This window comes from Pantoea sp. 18069, assembly GCF_902706035.1.
GTDB lineage: Bacteria > Pseudomonadota > Gammaproteobacteria > Burkholderiales > Burkholderiaceae_C > Comamonas.
On the sequence record NZ_CACSJA010000006.1, the window covers coordinates 1 to 14,611 of the forward strand.

Below are 14,611 nucleotides of genomic sequence, written 5' to 3' on the forward strand. Positions count from 1 at the left end.
CGCCTGCTGCCACCTGAGCAACTGCCGCGCGCCGATGACGAGCCCCGGCAATTGCTCGAACGCCTGCTACTTCTGGCTGGGCGCATGAGTCCCAAGCAGTTGGCGACCTCCAAGCGCAAGCCCAAGGCTGCTCAGGCCAAAGGCTATGTCGATGGCCGCATCGCCCGCTCACATGTCTCCACTGCTCGTGTGCTTAAACAGGCTTCGGGGAAAAGACCTTGAAAGGGATGATTCTAAGGGCAAGCGCCGAAGTCACGGCTTCACGTCCAGTCGGCAAATGGCGTGGGCCAGGTGGTCCAGACTTCGGGGCCGCAGGCCATTTCCGCATCGGTCAGCAGGCAATGGTCCAGGCGCGCGCGCAGCGCGGCTTCGTCCATGGCGATGCCGATCAGCACCAGTTCCTGGCGCGCATCGCCCGTGCGCTCATCCCATTTGGCGCGGATCAGCGCCACAGCTTGCGCGTCCTCGGGCCAGTGCGCTTCGGGAACGGCCGCCCACCAGGTGCCCGCCGGCCCATGGCGCGCCACGGCGCCGGCCTGCGACCACGAACCCGCGAGTGACGGGTGGCTGGCCAGCCAGAAGAAGCCCTTGGAACGCACCACGCCCGGCCATTCGCTTTCGACCAGCTCAAAGAAGCGCTGCGGGTGAAACGGCCGGCGCGCGCGGTAGACAAAGCTGCGTATGCCGTATTCCTCGGTCTCCGGAACATGCGTGCCGCGCAACTCCTGCAGCCAGCCGGGCGCCCGGGACGCAGCCTCGAAATCGAACAGGCCCGTGGCCAGCACGCGGTCCAGCGCCACCTTGCCGAACTCTGCGAGCTCGATGCGCGCGCGCGGGTTGAGGCTGTGCAGGATGGCGAGCAGGCGCGCGCGTTCCTCGGCGCTCACAAGATCGAGCTTGTTGAGCACCAGCACGTCGCAGAACTCGATCTGCGCGATCAGCAGATCGACCACCGTGCGCTGGTCTTCCTCGCCCAGCGATTCGCCCCGGGCCTGCAGGCTGTCGCGCGAACTGTAGTCGCGCAGGAAGTTGCAGGCATCGACCACGGTGACCATGGTGTCGAGCCGGGCGACTTCCCCCAGGCTGCGGCCATCCTCGCCTTCGAAAGTGAAGGTTTCTGCCACCGGCAGCGGCTCGGAAATGCCCGTGGATTCGATGACCAACTGGTCGAACCTGCCGTCCCTGGCAAGCCTGTCCACCTCGATCAGCAGGTCTTCGCGCAAGGTGCAGCAGATGCAGCCATTGCTCATTTCGACCAGCTTCTCGTCGGTGCGCGACAGCTCGGCGCCGCCGCCGCGCACCAGCGCGGCGTCGATGTTGACCTCGCTCATGTCGTTGACGATCACTGCCACGCGTCGGCCTTCGCGGTTATGGAGGATGTGGTTGAGCAGCGTGGTCTTGCCGGCGCCGAGGAAGCCGGAGAGCACGGTGACGGGAAGTTTCTTGGGGAGCAGGGCGGGGGTGGGCATCTTGGTGTTCGGGAAAAGCAAGCGACCAGCGAAATGCGCATGGATCTAAGATTCTTGTTTGACGTTATAACATAACAAAATAGGGCGGCAGGGTGCGTGGCCACGAGTGTGAGATTTCCTACGTTATGCGGCGTGCCGCGGCAGGTGGCGCCTTCTCAGCGATTCACGCCGGAAAATACGCGCGCGCTCTGTCCCATGCAGCCTGGCTGCGGGCCACCAGCAGGCCAGGCTTCTGCTCGCCCGGCCGATAGGCGCTGCCGTCGAGGCGCGCGACCACGCCGCCGGCTTCGCGCACGAACAGCGCGCCCGGCGCATGGTCCCAGGGCAGAACGCGCCAGTACAGCGCAAATTCGCTGTCGGCCAGCATCACCTGCGGATAGTCGTCGCCCGCGCAATTGCTGCCGGCCTGGAATGCCTGGTCGGGCGCGGTCTGCGCCAGGTGCTGCTTGAAGTCTTCGGGCAGGAAGCGCGTCTTGACTATGCCTTGTCCGCGCAGCGGGCCCGTTTCGGCGGCCAAGACCCGCTGGCCATCGCGCCAGGCCCCGCCGCCCTGGATCGCGTGGTGCATGACGCCGCTCAGCGGCTCCAGCATCCAGCTCGCCAGCGTTTGGCCGTTTTCCAGCAGCGCGAGCATTACCGAGATCGGGCCCGTTCCCGCGATGAAGTTGCCCGTGCCGTCGACGGGATCGAGCAGCCAGACAAGCCCGTCGTCTATGCGCTCGAGCAGCTCGGGCGTTGCCGCGCATTGCTCCTCGCCGACGACGGTGGAGCCGGGCAGCAGCGCCTGCAAGGCGGTGGTGAGCCGGGCCTCGACTTCCTGGTCGACCACCGTGACCCATTCGCCGGGTGATTTCTGCTGCGCGTCGCCGGCCTGGAGCTGGCGCCAGCGCGGCAGTATCAACTCCTTGGCCGCGCTCCGCAGCAGCGGGGCGACCTGTTCCAGGGGAAGCGGTGTCATATCGGTGAGGATTCAACTGAGTTCACCAGCGCATGCAGCGCGCTGGCCAGTGGCGAACGGGGCGAGGAACGCAGCCAGGCCATGCCCACCTGGCGCGCAGGTGCGCCCGCGGGCAGGGGCCAGCGCCGCACGCGGGGATCGGCCTGGCCCAGCTGCGGCCAGTCGGGCAGCACCGACACGCCGAAGCCTTCGGCCACCAGTTGCGCGATGTGCTCTATGCCGTCGAGCTCGAACCGCACCTTGGGCTTGATGCCCTGCTTGCGCAGGTAGTCATCGGCTAGCTTGCCGGCCATCACCTTGCGGTCATAGAGGATGAAAGGCTCGCGCGCTGCGGTCATCAGCGGATCGTCGACGCGCATGCGCTGCGGCGCGAGCAGGACCAGCGGCTCCTCGCGCAGCAGCCGCCATTCGCAGGTCTTGTGCAGCGCAAACGCCGGGTGCACGAGGATGGCGACGTCGAGATCGCCGGCCATCACGTGGTCGAGCAGCACGGCGGAGGTGCCGGGTTCTATGTAGATCTGGATGTCGGGATAGGTGCGCATCCAGCGCCTGAGCAGCGGCGGCGCCAGGCCCATCAAGGCCGTGGGCGTGGCGCCCAGCCGCAGCGGGCCGGCGGGCAGTTCGGTGTCGGACGCCGCCGAGCGCAGGTCGCGCACGCCGCGCAGCACCTCGCGCGCCTGGTCGATGATGCGCGAGCCCAGCACCGTGGGCCGCACCGTGCGTCCCACGCGCTTGAGCAGCTTGCCGCCGATGTCGGCTTCGAGCGCGCGCATCTGCTGGGCGACGGTCGTGGCCGGCAGATCGAGCCGCCGCGCGGCGTCGGCGATTGAGCCGAAATCGACCACGGTCACGAAACTCTGGAGAAAGCGGCTGTCCATTCGACGTATTTTACGTTATCTGAACCATGGAAAAGCAGCTTCTTTGTTGGCCGACGGCGCGGCACAGTGGCTCCATTCCCCCCGCTTTTCAAGGAGACACCATGCCCATCATCCAATCCATCGAAGTCTGCGTCGCCCGCGTGCCGCTGGACAAGGTCACCTATCTCGCCAACCGCACCGTGGTCGATCGCCATTACGGCCTGGTCAAGGTGCGCAGCTCGGACGGCGTCGAAGGCATAGGCTTTTGCTACGTGGGCAATGCCGCGGGCGAGATCTTCCGCGTCGCCGTGGAACAGCTGCTCGCGCCCGTGCTGCTGGGCCGCGACTCGCTGGCCGTCGAAGGCCTGTGGAAGGAGATGTACCAGGAGGCGCTGCTGCAGGGCCGCATGGGTACCGTCATGCGTGCGCTCAGCGCGCTGGACATCGCGCTGTGGGACCTGAACGCGCGCAGCGCCGGTCTGCCGCTGCACAAGTACCTGGGTGCCGTCGAGCTCGACACCGTGCCGGCCTACGCGAGCGGCGGCTATTACGTAGAAGGCAAGACGGCCGAACAGGTGGGCGAAGAGATGGCCGGCTATGTCGAGCTGGGCTTCCAGGCCGTGAAGATGAAGACCGGGCGCTGGAGCCCCGCGGGCGAGGAGTCGCGCGTGAAGGCCGCGCGCGCGGCCATAGGCCCGGATGTCGAACTCATGCTCGACTGCAACAACGGCTGGGTGGACACGGTCCAGGCGATGCAATACCTGCGCCGCTTCGAGCAGTACGACCCGTACTTCATCGAGGAGCCGTTCAGCCCCGACGACATCGAGAGCCATGCGCGGCTCGCCAAGCTCACGCGCATTCCGGTCGCGACCGCCGAGATCGGTTACGGCCGCTGGTACCACAAGCAGCTGCTCGACATGGGCGGCGCCGCCATTTTGCAGACCGACGCCGCGGTCTGCGGCGGCATCACCGAATGGAAGCGCATCGCCGCCATGGCCGCGGGCTACGGCGTGCAGGTCTGCCCGCACTGGTTCCACGACATCCACGCGCCGCTGGTCGCGGCCACGCCCAACGCGCGCTACGTCGAGTTCTTCTGGGACGACCAGGTGCTCAATTTCCGGCGCCTGATCGACCGCCAGATGACGCACGAAAAGGGCCGCGTGGTGCTGCACCAGACGCCGGGCCTGGGCTTTGGCTTCGACGAGGCGCAGGTCGCCAAGTACGGCCGCTGGACCACGGTGTCCTGAGCGCCGGCTGCTGAAAACAAAAAAGGAGACAAAAAATGCAACGCCGACATTTCATGACTTCCGTCGCCGCCGCGGCCGCCCTGGGCGCGCTGCCGTCCTTTGCGCAAGGCAAGCTGCCTGCGGGCCCGGTGCGCATCCTGGTGGGCTTTTCGGCCGGAGGCGGCACGGACATCCTCGCGCGCATCGTCGCCAACAAGCTCAACACGCTGTGGGGCATTCCGGTGGTGGTCGAGAACAAGCCCGGCGCCGCCGGCCTGATCGCGGCCGCCGAAGCCGCCAAGGCCGCGCCCGACGGCTCCACCCTGATGCTGGGCCACATCAATCCGCTGGGCATCGCGCCCGCGCTCTATTCCAAGCTGAACTATTCGGCCGAAAGAGACTTCGCGGGCCTGGCCCTCATAGGCCAGACGCCGCAGGTGCTGGTGGCCGCGCCCAAGTCAGCCGACAGCCTGGCGGCCTTGCTGGCCCAGCTCAAGCGCAAGCCCGGCGAGCTGAGCTTCGGCTCGTCGGGCACGGGCTCGGCCCAGCATCTCGCGCTCGCGCTGTTCGAACAGGCGGCGCAGGTCTCGGCGCTGCATGTGCCCTACAGGGGCGCCTCCAACGTCATGACCGACCTGATGGGCGGCCAGATCGACTATGCGTTCGAAGGCATGACCACGGCCGCGCCGTTCATCAAGAGCGGCAAGGTCAGGGCCTTGGCGCAGACCGGGCCAAAGCGTGTCAAGGCGTTTGCCGACCTGCCCACGGTCGCGGAACAAGGCTTTGCGGGCTTCAACGCGAGCATCTGGTTCGGGCTCGTGGGCCCGGCGAAGATGCCCGCGGATCTGGTCGCGCGCATCAACCGGGATGTGAACCAGATCCTCGCGCTGCCCGACGTGGTGGCTAGGCTCGAGGAGTTCGGCGCCGAGGACGGCGGCGGCTCTGCAGCGCGTTTCGATGCCTTCATGAAGGACGAGCGCACGAAATGGGCGGCCCTGGTCAAGGCGCGCGGCATCAAGCTTGAAAGCTAGGCCTCAGACCGCGGCCTCGACCCCCAGCACCGCGGCCACGCGCGATGCCATGTCGGCCTTGACATAGATGCCGGTCGTGGAGATGTCGGCATGGCCCAGCAGCAGTTGCACCACGGCCAGGTCCTTGCCGCTGGAGCGCAGCCAGTGGGCCGAGGCCTTGAGGAAGTCGGTGTCGCCCGCGCCCGGCTGCTGCTGCACCTGGCGAAAGAAGTTTTTCAGCACGCCGTGCAGGCGCGCTGCCGACAGCGCGCCGGTGGCATTGGTTTCCCGGCGCGCATTCGAGGCCAGATCGCCGAGCGTGCCCGCATTGCCCTGCGCCAGGCGCTCGTCGAGCACGCCTAGCAGCGGGCAGTCCTTCCTGGCCATGTCGGCATAGCTTGCCAGCGCGCCCGATTCAATCAGCGCCAGCCGGTCCTGGTAATGGACTTCAAGGGCCTGCAGCGTTTCGGAAGAAAGCGGTTTTGCCAGGCATCAGGGCCGGGTCCTGCATGGTTTGTCGACAATGTGACCCCGCGAATGCCCGTCAGACCTCTCAGAATGGGTTCCACGGCGCTGCGCGACATGACAACTGCATCCAAGGGGTCCACCCACAAGCCCGGTACCGCGAGCCCGGCCGCCCCCCATTCACCAGGCCCCGGCCTTGGAAAGGGCCCCCGGTGATGCAGGTGGCTGGCCTTCCGGCCTTGTCCAGGCGTGGAGCTTCCAACAGCAAAAAGCGAGGAGTCAAACCATGGCAAACATCACCCGGAGATCGGCGCTGCTCTGCGCTGGCTTGCTGGCAGGCGCGCTGATCAGTGCGCCCGGGAGCGGCGCGGCAGCCGCCCTCCAGAAGGAGTCCCGGCCTGTCCAGCCCGTCAAGCAGTTGGTGGCGCGCGGCGCGATCGATGTCTGGGTGAAGCGCGGCCCACCGGCCATGCAGGTCATTGCCGAAAAACCCGAGAACGTGGTCACCAACATTCGCAACGGTGTTCTCACGATCGCGCAAAAACCCGCGCACAGCGGCGCGGGCGACGGCTGCTTCAGGATAGGCAATTTCGGCGTCACGTTCCGTGGCGGCTTGTCGCTGTGCGGTGAAGGGCAAAAAGTCACGATCGAACTCAGCCTGCCTGAACTGCCCTCGGCGCACCTCGAAGGCGCGGTCGATCTGCGTCTGGACGATGTGCGCCAGGACGCCATCGAGTTGGCCATCGCCGGCGCGGGAGGCATACGCGTGTCAGGGGCCGTCAAGCACTTGAGCGTGAAGATTTCCGGCGCTGGCGATGTCAGGGCCAAGGATCTGCATGCCCAGAGCGCCGAGCTTCAGGTGGCCGGCTCCGGTGACATCGAGGCCCATGTCACGCAGTCGCTGTCTGCGCATATCGCAGGAGCGGGTGACATTGCGGTCTGGGGCAACCCGGCCCAGCGGGACACCCGGGTTCTGGGCGCCGGCAATATCCGATTCAAGTGAACGAGGGCGCGCGGGGCGAGGCAGGGGCAGAGCTTGCGTTTCAGGAGCCGTTGCCGCTGCGCCGAGGCCGTGAACATGTTCTACGTCTATGAGCGTTTCGAATTCTCATCGAATATCTTTTGATGACCGAGAACAGCTTCAATATTGTCTTCAGCCCAGATGCGTAGCCCGTCCAGCTTGCCTGCCAACGAGGCTCCCAGGGTGGTCAATGAATATTTCACCTTGGGTGGAACGGATGCAAAAACCTTGCGATTGACGATACCGTCTCTTTCCAGCGAGCGCAGCGTCTGGGTGAGCATCTTTTGCGACACTCCCTCAATGTCACGGCGCAGTTCGCCAAAGCGTCGAGGTCCGGCGAGCAGCAATCCGATGATGAGTACGGCCCATTTGTCCGCCACGCAGTCGAGCACCTGCCGGGTGGGGCAGGTGGCGAGGTAAGGATTCCAGGGAGGTGGTTGATTTTCATTAGTCACTTTTGGGTGCCTATATAACTTTAAGGTGCCTTCTTGCTAAAAATAATGTTAGCACCTAATCTCGCTGCTTGTCTTGCGCCCATGGATGGGCAACACTACGCAACCCTATGAAGGAAAACTGTATGAGCACAGAGCAGAACATCGAGATCGTGCGCCGCTACTTCGACGCCGTGGCACGGGGCGATCTGGCAGCGGTTGGTGATGCGTTCAGTAGCGATATCGAATGGCATCAGCCAGGCAAGGGGACGCTGTCAGGACTGCATAGCGGCAAGGAGGCCGTCTTCGCATTGCTGGGCCAGTTCATGGAACGCAGCGCCGGAAGCTTTCGCATTGACACCGTCGGCCCGCTGATGGCCCAGGGCGATCTCGTGACGACATGGCTGCACTTCCGCGCGGAAAGGCCTGGTGCTTCCATCTCGATGTCGGGTGTGGATGTCCTGCGCATCGCAGACGGGCGAATCCGTGAAGTGTGGCTTTTCTCCGAAGACCAGGCAGCGGAAGACGCCTTTTGGGGATGATCGTCGAGCTTTTTGCTTGACGCCCTTGGCGTGGAGGTCAGTGGGGGTCAGTGGAGGATAAGGCTGCGCCCCTGCCCGCAACCCCTTTCAGACCGCTGCCTCCACCCCCAGCACCGCCGCCACGCGCGACGCCATGTCGGCCTTGACATAGATGCCCGTGGTGGAAATGTCCGCATGGCCCAGCAACTGCTGGACCACGGCCAGGTCCTTGCCGCTGGAGCGCAGCGACTGGTGGGCAAAAGTGTGGCGCAGCCAGTGGGCCGAGGCCTTGAGGAAGTCGGTGTCGCCCGCGCCCGGCTGCTGCTGCACCTGGCGAAAGAAGTTTTTCAGCACGCCGTGCAGGCGCGCCGCCGACAGCGCGCCGGTGGCATTGGTTTCGCGGCGCGCATTCGAGGCCAGGTCGCCTAGCGTGCCCGCATTGCCCTGTGCCAGGCGCTCGTCGAGCACGCCCAGCAGCGGGCAGTCCTTCTTGGCCATGTCGGCGTAGCTTGCCAGCGCGCCCGATTCAATCAGCGCCAGCCTGTCCTGGTAATGGACTTCAAGCGCCTGCAGCGTTTCGGGCTTGAGCGGCACCATGCGTTCGCGCTTGCCCTTGCCGGCAAAGCGCAGCGCCCAGATGTCGGACTCCATGTTGTCCAGGCGCACGCGCTCGATATGGCCCCAGGTCATGTTGACGGCTTCGGCGCGGCGCAGGCCCGCGGTCTGCAGCAGCAGGATGGCCGCGCGCAGGCGGCGCTTGGGCGGGCCGTCGGGCATGTCCTGCAAGGTGGTGCGAATCGCCTGCAGCGCTTCGTTGGAAAACGAGCGCATCACGTCCATCTGCATGTCCCGGCGCTTGCTGCCGCGCACGCTGGCCACGGCATTGGCGTCGAGGTAGCCGCTCGCATGCCAGTCGCGGTACATGGTGGCGATGGCGCTCATGGTCTGCTGGATGCTCAGGTCGGCCAGCGGTCCGCGCAGCGGGCGCCAGTCTTCGGAGCCCTTGGTCACGGGCGCCTTCTGGCACCAGTGCGCGGGCGGCGCGCGCAGAAAGGCCTTGAAGGCGATGAAGTCTTCGGTGGCGAGGGACGAGAGCATGGTGCGGCGCTCGACCAGGGCCCAGAGCACCAGGCGCTCGATCGCGCGCCGGTAGCTGTCCTGGGTGGCCGCGGATTTCTCGGACAGCGTCGCGAACCAGGCCTGCACGGCTTCGCGGTCGGTGTGGGCCTTGAGCGTATTGGGCCGGTGCGAGCGAAACAGGCCGTCGTCGCCCAGCAGCTCCAGCGGCCAGGCGAGGGCGTCCAGCGGCACCACGCCGAAGATCTCGGCAGGCGCGGCACTGCCCAGCTTCGCGGGCAGCAGCGTGGCCTGGGCCGCGGGCGCGAAGTCGGCGTAGATCATTTCCTGGGCGATGCGGTGGTGGATACGCACGCCGATTGCCTCCTGGTGGTCCGAGAGCCACAGCAGCAGGCGCTGGGCGCGCGTGCGCCCGACCCCGGGCAGCTGCGCATGCCAGCGCCGTCCCTGCAGATTGATCCATTGGATGGCGTCGCTCAGCGACAGCACACCGTGCACGCGCAGCTTGGCGGCAATCGCCGCATCGAGCCACAGCGCGGTCGGGTCCGTGGGCTGGGGATGCTGGGCCACATGGGCCTGGACCCAATGGATGGCTTCGAGCTTGCCGCGCAGGATTTCAGCGGCCGTGGGGCCGGCGCTTTGGCCTTTGTCGCCAAAGCGGTCGTCGAGCTGCTCGCGGTACAGCGCAATCAACTCCTTTTCGCTGAACATGTCCTCGGCAAAGCCTTGGGCGAATTCCTCCAGCGTGGGCAGCTCTGGCGTGGGCTGGGGCTGGGCCAGCAATTGCGCCAGGATGCGCGCGCCCTGGGCGCGATCGGGGAAATTCTGCAGCGCCAGATGGATGCGCCGCTCCAGCAGGTCGCGGTAGGCGGCCGCTGCGCGTCTGTCCATGCTGCCCAGATGCAGCAGATAGCGGTTGGCGGCCAGCTTTTCATCGACGCCCTGGAGCACGGCGCGCATGAACGAGGTTTCGCTGGCCGAAATGCGCGAGCCTGCGCTGGCGATCGCGGCCTTGGAGCCCGGCGGGCGGCCGCGCCGGCGCGCGGGGCGTGCGGGCGCGCCCTGCGGCGCGGGGTCTTCTTCGATGTCCACGACCTGGAGGCGGTCTATGGGCTGGCCCGCCAAGGGGCCGTCGGACAAGGGCATGCTGGATTTTTTGCGGGAATTGATGCACGCATCATATATTTCCCGCGCCCGCTTCAATCACTTCTCTTGCATGCCACGGGCTGGAACGTGATGCGCGGCAGACGCAGCGCGAGAACTTGGGGCTTTCGGAGCCGGGTTCGCGTTTTAGCCGCTAAAAATTGGGCCTGCGGCTGCTGGGCGGCTGCGTCGAAGGGCGAATGCACGCAGTCCGCCGCTGCCAGCGAAGGCTGAAACCGGGCCCCGCGGCTCAGTGCAGCAACTGATCCTTTGCGGGCTCGACGCGCAGGTGCAGGAGAGTGAAGTACAGCGTCACATCCCCCTGCTTGTCGATGAACGTGCCCAGGGCCCGTTGCAGACGGCCCGCGATGCACAGGCACTCCATCGCCTCGGGGCGCCCGCCCTGGATGCGCGCGGTGGTCAGCAAGGCCAGCTGGTTTTCGCGGCCGAACTCGTGCACCACTTCCAGCGCCTGGCCGTGCTGGCGGGGAATGGCCTCGTTGGCCCAGCTCCACAGAAAGCTGCCTTCGCTGTCGCTGCTGGTGCCCACCAGGCAGACCGTCGCCAGCACCGGGCCCAGCGCGCCCTCGAACGTCAATGTGGCGCTGTCCAGATCCCAGTGGTATTTGGGCGAGCCCTCGAGCCCGAACTCACGCTGCCATTGGGCATTGCCGGCCATCATGGTTGCTACGGCCTCGCGGCTCCAGGCATTCCAGTCGGTGGGGTGTTGCGCTGTACTCATTCCAGGTCCATTCAATTTTCTGGCCGCCATTGTCCGTCAAGCGCCGGCCTCCGCGGTCGGCACCAGCTCCACCGAATAGAACAGGCGCCGCAGCTCGGCGTCGTCCGAATGCACGCTGGCCTGCACCTGCTCGGCAAAGTGCGCCAGAAAGCGCTGGGCGGCAAGCGACGGGGTCTGGTTGCTGCGGCGGATGATGCCCACGGTGCGCGGCGCGAACTGCTCGCGCAGCTGCAGCGCCACCATGCTGCCGCGCAGCGACGCGGTCTCGGCCAGCGGCCAGGGGCAGAAAGTGAGCATGTCGGTCTTTTGCACCAGCGTCAGCATCAGCGAGGCCGACTGCGCCAGGTGGATGTGATGGCGCGGCACGGCCGCGCCGTGCTGGGTGAACAACTGGTCCATCAACTCCTTTTCGCCGCCGGGGCCGAAGTTCAGCACCCAGTCCTCGTCCAGCAGCTCGTGGATTGACGTTGCGCCCGCGCGCGGGTGGCCGGCGCGCGCCATCACCGTGGCCTCGTAGGTGAACAGCGGCGTGGAATGCAGGCCCTGCATCTCCTCGGGCGCGGCGATGCGGCCGATCATCAGATCGAGGCTGCCCTCGTGCAGCTTGGGATAGGCGAGGGCAGAGATGCCGTCGAAAAGCTCCAGCTGCACATGCGGCATCTCCGCGCGAAATGGCGGCAGCACGCGCGCCAGCAGCGTCTGCGCGACCCAGGGCGTGATGCCTATGGACAGGCGCTGGGGCGCGCCTGCATCGCGGTGGCGCGCCAGGTCCTGCTCGGCCTGGTGCATCTGCTCCAGGATGCGCTGAGCGTGCTGGACCAGATCGCGCCCTGCGGGCGTGAGGCCTATGCCGCTGCTGTGCCGCGTGAACAGCGCGAGCTGGCAGTCCGCCTCCAGCTCGCGCATGCCCTGGGTCACGGCCGCCTGCGTCACTCCCAGCGCGCGCGCCGCCGCGCGGATGCTGCCATGCGCAGCCACCGCGGCGATATAGCGCATCTGGTGCAGTTTCATGGCGCCGATTATGGGGCCGTGCAGGCACCTCTTCATTGCCGCACCCGGCGCAATCACAAACGGATGACAGCAGCAAGACAGGCGCTGCCATGCGGTGCGAGGCAGTCCCTGTCTGTCGCCGGGCGGGTACGGTTTCTAGACTTTGCCCAAGCACGCAAGAACCGCTTTGCGCCTTCCATTTCGCCACGCCACGAAGAATCGCCATGAACCAGGTCATAGAACGAGACAACGAACAGCAGCCCGCCCAGGCCACCCCTGCCTGCGGCGCCGACCCGGTGCTGCCCGGCATACGCGCCATCGAGCAGGAAATGGTGGCCTTGTGCCAGCATATCCACGCCCATCCCGAGCTGGCGTTCGAGGAATTCGCCACCGGCGACCTGGTCGCCGCGCGCCTGGCCGAGTGGGGTTATGCCGTGCACCGCGGCCTGGGCGGCACGGGCGTGGTGGGCACGCTGCGCCTGGGCAGCAGCTCCCGCGTGCTGGGCCTGCGCGCGGACATGGACGCGCTGCCCATCCACGAGGAAACCGGCCTGTCTTATGCGAGTACGCACCAGGGCAAGATGCACGCCTGCGGGCACGACGGCCACACCGCCATCCTGCTGGCCGCGGCGCGCCATCTGGCGACCGAGCGCAGCTTCGACGGCACGCTGCACCTGATCTTCCAGCCCGCCGAGGAAGGCCTGGGCGGCGGGCGCAAGATGATCGAAGACGGCCTGTTCGAGCAGTTCCCCTGCGACGCCATCTTCGCGCTGCACAACATGCCCGGCCACCCTGTGGGCACCTTCGGTTTCCTGGGCGGGCCGTTCATGGCCTCGTCCGACTCGGTCACCATCACCGTCAAGGGCCGGGGCGGCCATGGCTCGGCGCCGCACCTCGCGGCCGACCCCGTGGTCGCGGCCGCGCACATCGTGCTGGCATTGCAGACCATCGTCTCGCGCAATGTCGATCCCCGCGAGATGGCCGTGATCTCCGTGGGCGCCATCCATGGCGGCGACGCGCCCAACGTGATTCCCGGCAGCGTGCTCATGCGCCTGACGGTGCGCGCCTATCGCCCCGAGATCCGCGCCATGCTGCGCGAGCGCATCACCGCGCTGGTGCAGGCCCAGGCCGCGACGCTGGGCGTGCAGGCCGAAGTCGACTACCACTGGCGCTACCCGGCGCTGGTGAACGACGTGGCCAGCACCGACTTCGCGCGCCAGGTCGCGCTCGACTGGCTGGGCGAGGAGGGCCTGATGCCCGAACTGCAGCCGCTCACGGGCAGTGAAGACTTCTCCTTCATGCTGGAGCAGTGCCCCGGCAGCTACCTCATCGTCGGCAACGGCGTGGGCGACACGCATGGCAGCGGCGGCTGCATGGTGCACAACCCCGGCTACGACTTCAACGATGCCTGCCTGCCCATCGCGTCCACCTACTGGGTCAAGCTGACCGAGCGCTTCCTGGCAGCGCCGCAAGGCTGACCGAGGCACGCGCGGCGCCTTTCCTGCCTGGCCTGATCTGCGCGTGCCCTGTTCATTCCCGTTCTCCCTCCCTGCAATTCCACACCCCATCACCATGCGCACGTCTACCCCTTGCCTGATCTCCTCCTTCGCCGCACGGCCGACGCGTCGGGGCGCCTTGCGGCTCGCCGTGGCGGCTGCCGTCGTCACCTTGGGCAGCCATGCGCCCGCGGCCCTGGCCCAGGGCCCGGCGGCCTGGCCGACCAAGCCGGTCAAGATCATCGTCGGCTACCCGCCAGGCGGCTCGGTGGACCAGGCCGCGCGCATCATCGGCGATGCGCTGGGCCCCAGGCTGGGGGCGACGCTGGTCGTGGACAATCAGGGCGGCGCCGCCGGTGCCATCGCCGCGCAGCGCGTGGTGTCCAGCCCGGCCGACGGCCATACGCTGCTCGTGGGCTCGAGCAACGAGATGGCGGCGACCGGCCTGGTGAACCCCACGCAGAAGTACGACCCGGTCAAGGACCTGACGCCCATAGGCCTGATCGCCACCGCTCCCGTGCTGCTGATGGCCGGCCCCAAGACGGGCGTCAGGACGCTGGCCGAGTTCATCGATGTCACCAGGCGCAACCCCGGCAAGTTCAGCTACGGCAGCTCGGGCGTGGGCTCCACGCTGCACTTTGCCGGTGAGCTGATCAAGCAGCGCGCCGGCATCTTCATGACGCATATTCCCTACCGCGGCACGGCCTCGCTCACCAGCGACCTGGCCGGCGCCACGCTGGACTTCGCCATACTGTCGCCCGCCGCCGCCTTGCCTTTCATTCAGAGCGGTCGCCTGGTGCCCCTGGCCATCAGCAGCGCCGCGCGCCTTCCCTCCCTGCCCAACGTGCCCGCCCTGGGCGAGCACCCGCTGCTCAAGGGCTACGACCTGGTCGGCTGGTTCGCCATGGCCGCGCCGCGCAACCTGCCGCCCGCATTGAGCCAGCAACTGAGCCAGGGCCTCCAGGCCACGCTGGAGGACCCGGCAGTGCGCCGCCGCCTCGAAGACGCGGGCATGGTGCTGCCCACACCCAAGTCCGACCTGGCCACGCTGATGCGCGACGACATGGCGCAGTACGCCAGGCTGGTCGATTTCGCGAAGATGAAGGACTGATCCGGGGCGCTCGAACAGGGGCATGCAACGCAAACGGCCCCGGCAGAGATGCGAAAATCAGGGTTTGTACTTAATGGCCCGCAGCTGCAGGTCT

Annotated in this window: 14 protein-coding genes and 1 pseudogene; 7 read left to right on the plus strand and 8 right to left on the minus strand. The window is 66.9% G+C overall.

The features are described from left to right. Nucleotides 1-222, plus strand: a pseudogene (locus GVL12_RS06585) (IS4 family transposase); the annotation flags it as partial. 38 nt (nucleotides 223-260) lie between these two features. On the opposite strand, the gene zigA reads toward GVL12_RS06585, so the two are convergent. The 3 genes from zigA to GVL12_RS06600 form a co-directional block, all read right to left on the minus strand. Continuing rightward, complete coding sequence (gene zigA / locus GVL12_RS06590; RefSeq protein ID WP_159912105.1) at nucleotides 261-1,469, minus strand: zinc metallochaperone GTPase ZigA; 1,209 nt, start codon at nucleotides 1,467-1,469, stop codon at nucleotides 261-263. 163 nt (nucleotides 1,470-1,632) lie between these two features. Then, nucleotides 1,633-2,427 (minus strand): inositol monophosphatase family protein, encoded by a 795-nt coding sequence (locus GVL12_RS06595; protein WP_159912107.1) that lies wholly within the window; start codon nucleotides 2,425-2,427, stop codon nucleotides 1,633-1,635. Next, nucleotides 2,424-3,305: a LysR family transcriptional regulator gene (locus GVL12_RS06600; protein ID WP_159912109.1), complete on the minus strand. Its 882-nt coding sequence runs from the start codon at nucleotides 3,303-3,305 to the stop codon at nucleotides 2,424-2,426. Before GVL12_RS06600 ends, GVL12_RS06595 begins: the two co-directional genes overlap by 4 nt. Before the next feature lie 101 nt (nucleotides 3,306-3,406). Between GVL12_RS06600 and GVL12_RS06605 the strand changes: the two genes are divergently transcribed. Then, nucleotides 3,407-4,531, plus strand: coding sequence for a mandelate racemase/muconate lactonizing enzyme family protein (locus tag GVL12_RS06605; protein ID WP_159912111.1), 1,125 nt, complete (start codon nucleotides 3,407-3,409; stop codon nucleotides 4,529-4,531). A 35-nt stretch (nucleotides 4,532-4,566) separates the two neighbouring features. Beyond that, nucleotides 4,567-5,541, plus strand: a complete 975-nt coding sequence (locus GVL12_RS06610; protein ID WP_159912113.1) for a tripartite tricarboxylate transporter substrate binding protein — start codon at nucleotides 4,567-4,569, stop codon at nucleotides 5,539-5,541. Nucleotides 5,542-5,544: 3 nt separating this feature from the next. Here GVL12_RS06610 and GVL12_RS06615 read toward each other — a convergent pair whose 3' ends face one another. Then, a complete protein-coding gene (locus tag GVL12_RS06615) occupies nucleotides 5,545-5,907 on the minus strand; it encodes a tyrosine-type recombinase/integrase (RefSeq protein WP_159912115.1) in 363 nt (120 codons plus the stop codon). 364 nt (nucleotides 5,908-6,271) lie between these two features. Between GVL12_RS06615 and GVL12_RS06620 the strand changes: the two genes are divergently transcribed. Further along, on the plus strand, nucleotides 6,272-6,988 hold the full coding sequence (locus tag GVL12_RS06620) for a DUF2807 domain-containing protein (protein ID WP_159912117.1): 717 nt from the start codon (nucleotides 6,272-6,274) through the stop codon (nucleotides 6,986-6,988). Between the two features lie 86 nt (nucleotides 6,989-7,074). Here GVL12_RS06620 and GVL12_RS06625 read toward each other — a convergent pair whose 3' ends face one another. Continuing rightward, nucleotides 7,075-7,461: a helix-turn-helix domain-containing protein gene (locus GVL12_RS06625; RefSeq protein ID WP_159912119.1), complete on the minus strand. Its 387-nt coding sequence runs from the start codon at nucleotides 7,459-7,461 to the stop codon at nucleotides 7,075-7,077. A gap of 122 nt (nucleotides 7,462-7,583) precedes the next feature. Here GVL12_RS06625 and GVL12_RS06630 point away from each other — a divergent pair, with 122 nt between their 5' ends. Then, nucleotides 7,584-7,979 (plus strand): nuclear transport factor 2 family protein, encoded by a 396-nt coding sequence (locus tag GVL12_RS06630; RefSeq protein ID WP_200843552.1) that lies wholly within the window; start codon nucleotides 7,584-7,586, stop codon nucleotides 7,977-7,979. 87 nt (nucleotides 7,980-8,066) lie between these two features. Here GVL12_RS06630 and GVL12_RS26850 read toward each other — a convergent pair whose 3' ends face one another. From GVL12_RS26850 to GVL12_RS06645, 3 genes are all read right to left on the minus strand, one after another. After that, nucleotides 8,067-10,181, minus strand: a complete 2,115-nt coding sequence (locus tag GVL12_RS26850; RefSeq protein ID WP_159912123.1) for a tyrosine-type recombinase/integrase — start codon at nucleotides 10,179-10,181, stop codon at nucleotides 8,067-8,069. Nucleotides 10,182-10,428: 247 nt separating this feature from the next. Further along, nucleotides 10,429-10,920 carry a DUF6882 domain-containing protein gene (locus tag GVL12_RS06640; RefSeq protein ID WP_159912125.1) on the minus strand — a complete coding sequence of 164 codons (492 nt, stop codon included), beginning with the start codon at nucleotides 10,918-10,920 and terminating at the stop codon, nucleotides 10,429-10,431. A gap of 36 nt (nucleotides 10,921-10,956) precedes the next feature. Further along, nucleotides 10,957-11,931: a LysR family transcriptional regulator gene (locus tag GVL12_RS06645; protein ID WP_200843553.1), complete on the minus strand. Its 975-nt coding sequence runs from the start codon at nucleotides 11,929-11,931 to the stop codon at nucleotides 10,957-10,959. Nucleotides 11,932-12,239: 308 nt separating this feature from the next. Between GVL12_RS06645 and GVL12_RS06650 the strand changes: the two genes are divergently transcribed. Next, nucleotides 12,240-13,388 carry a M20 aminoacylase family protein gene (locus tag GVL12_RS06650; protein WP_235033821.1) on the plus strand — a complete coding sequence of 383 codons (1,149 nt, stop codon included), beginning with the start codon at nucleotides 12,240-12,242 and terminating at the stop codon, nucleotides 13,386-13,388. A 94-nt stretch (nucleotides 13,389-13,482) separates the two neighbouring features. Then, nucleotides 13,483-14,517 carry a tripartite tricarboxylate transporter substrate binding protein gene (locus tag GVL12_RS06655; RefSeq protein WP_159912131.1) on the plus strand — a complete coding sequence of 345 codons (1,035 nt, stop codon included), beginning with the start codon at nucleotides 13,483-13,485 and terminating at the stop codon, nucleotides 14,515-14,517. Nucleotides 14,518-14,611: the final 94 nt, after the last annotated feature.

Coding starts and splice junctions, on each gene's coding strand:
- zigA (WP_159912105.1), bottom strand. CDS start 1,469: ATGCCCACCCCCGCCCTGCTCCCCAAGAAACTTCCCGTCACCGTGCTC.
- GVL12_RS06595 (WP_159912107.1), bottom strand. CDS start 2,427: ATGACACCGCTTCCCCTGGAACAGGTCGCCCCGCTGCTGCGGAGCGCG.
- GVL12_RS06650 (WP_235033821.1), top strand. CDS start 12,240: ATGGTGGCCTTGTGCCAGCATATCCACGCCCATCCCGAGCTGGCGTTC.
- GVL12_RS06615 (WP_159912115.1), bottom strand. CDS start 5,907: ATGGCCAGGAAGGACTGCCCGCTGCTAGGCGTGCTCGACGAGCGCCTG.
- GVL12_RS26850 (WP_159912123.1), bottom strand. CDS start 10,181: ATGCCCTTGTCCGACGGCCCCTTGGCGGGCCAGCCCATAGACCGCCTC.
- GVL12_RS06600 (WP_159912109.1), bottom strand. CDS start 3,305: ATGGACAGCCGCTTTCTCCAGAGTTTCGTGACCGTGGTCGATTTCGGC.
- GVL12_RS06610 (WP_159912113.1), top strand. CDS start 4,567: ATGCAACGCCGACATTTCATGACTTCCGTCGCCGCCGCGGCCGCCCTG.
- GVL12_RS06655 (WP_159912131.1), top strand. CDS start 13,483: ATGCGCACGTCTACCCCTTGCCTGATCTCCTCCTTCGCCGCACGGCCG.
- GVL12_RS06645 (WP_200843553.1), bottom strand. CDS start 11,931: ATGAAACTGCACCAGATGCGCTATATCGCCGCGGTGGCTGCGCATGGC.
- GVL12_RS06605 (WP_159912111.1), top strand. CDS start 3,407: ATGCCCATCATCCAATCCATCGAAGTCTGCGTCGCCCGCGTGCCGCTG.
- GVL12_RS06640 (WP_159912125.1), bottom strand. CDS start 10,920: ATGAGTACAGCGCAACACCCCACCGACTGGAATGCCTGGAGCCGCGAG.
- GVL12_RS06620 (WP_159912117.1), top strand. CDS start 6,272: ATGGCAAACATCACCCGGAGATCGGCGCTGCTCTGCGCTGGCTTGCTG.
- GVL12_RS06630 (WP_200843552.1), top strand. CDS start 7,584: ATGAGCACAGAGCAGAACATCGAGATCGTGCGCCGCTACTTCGACGCC.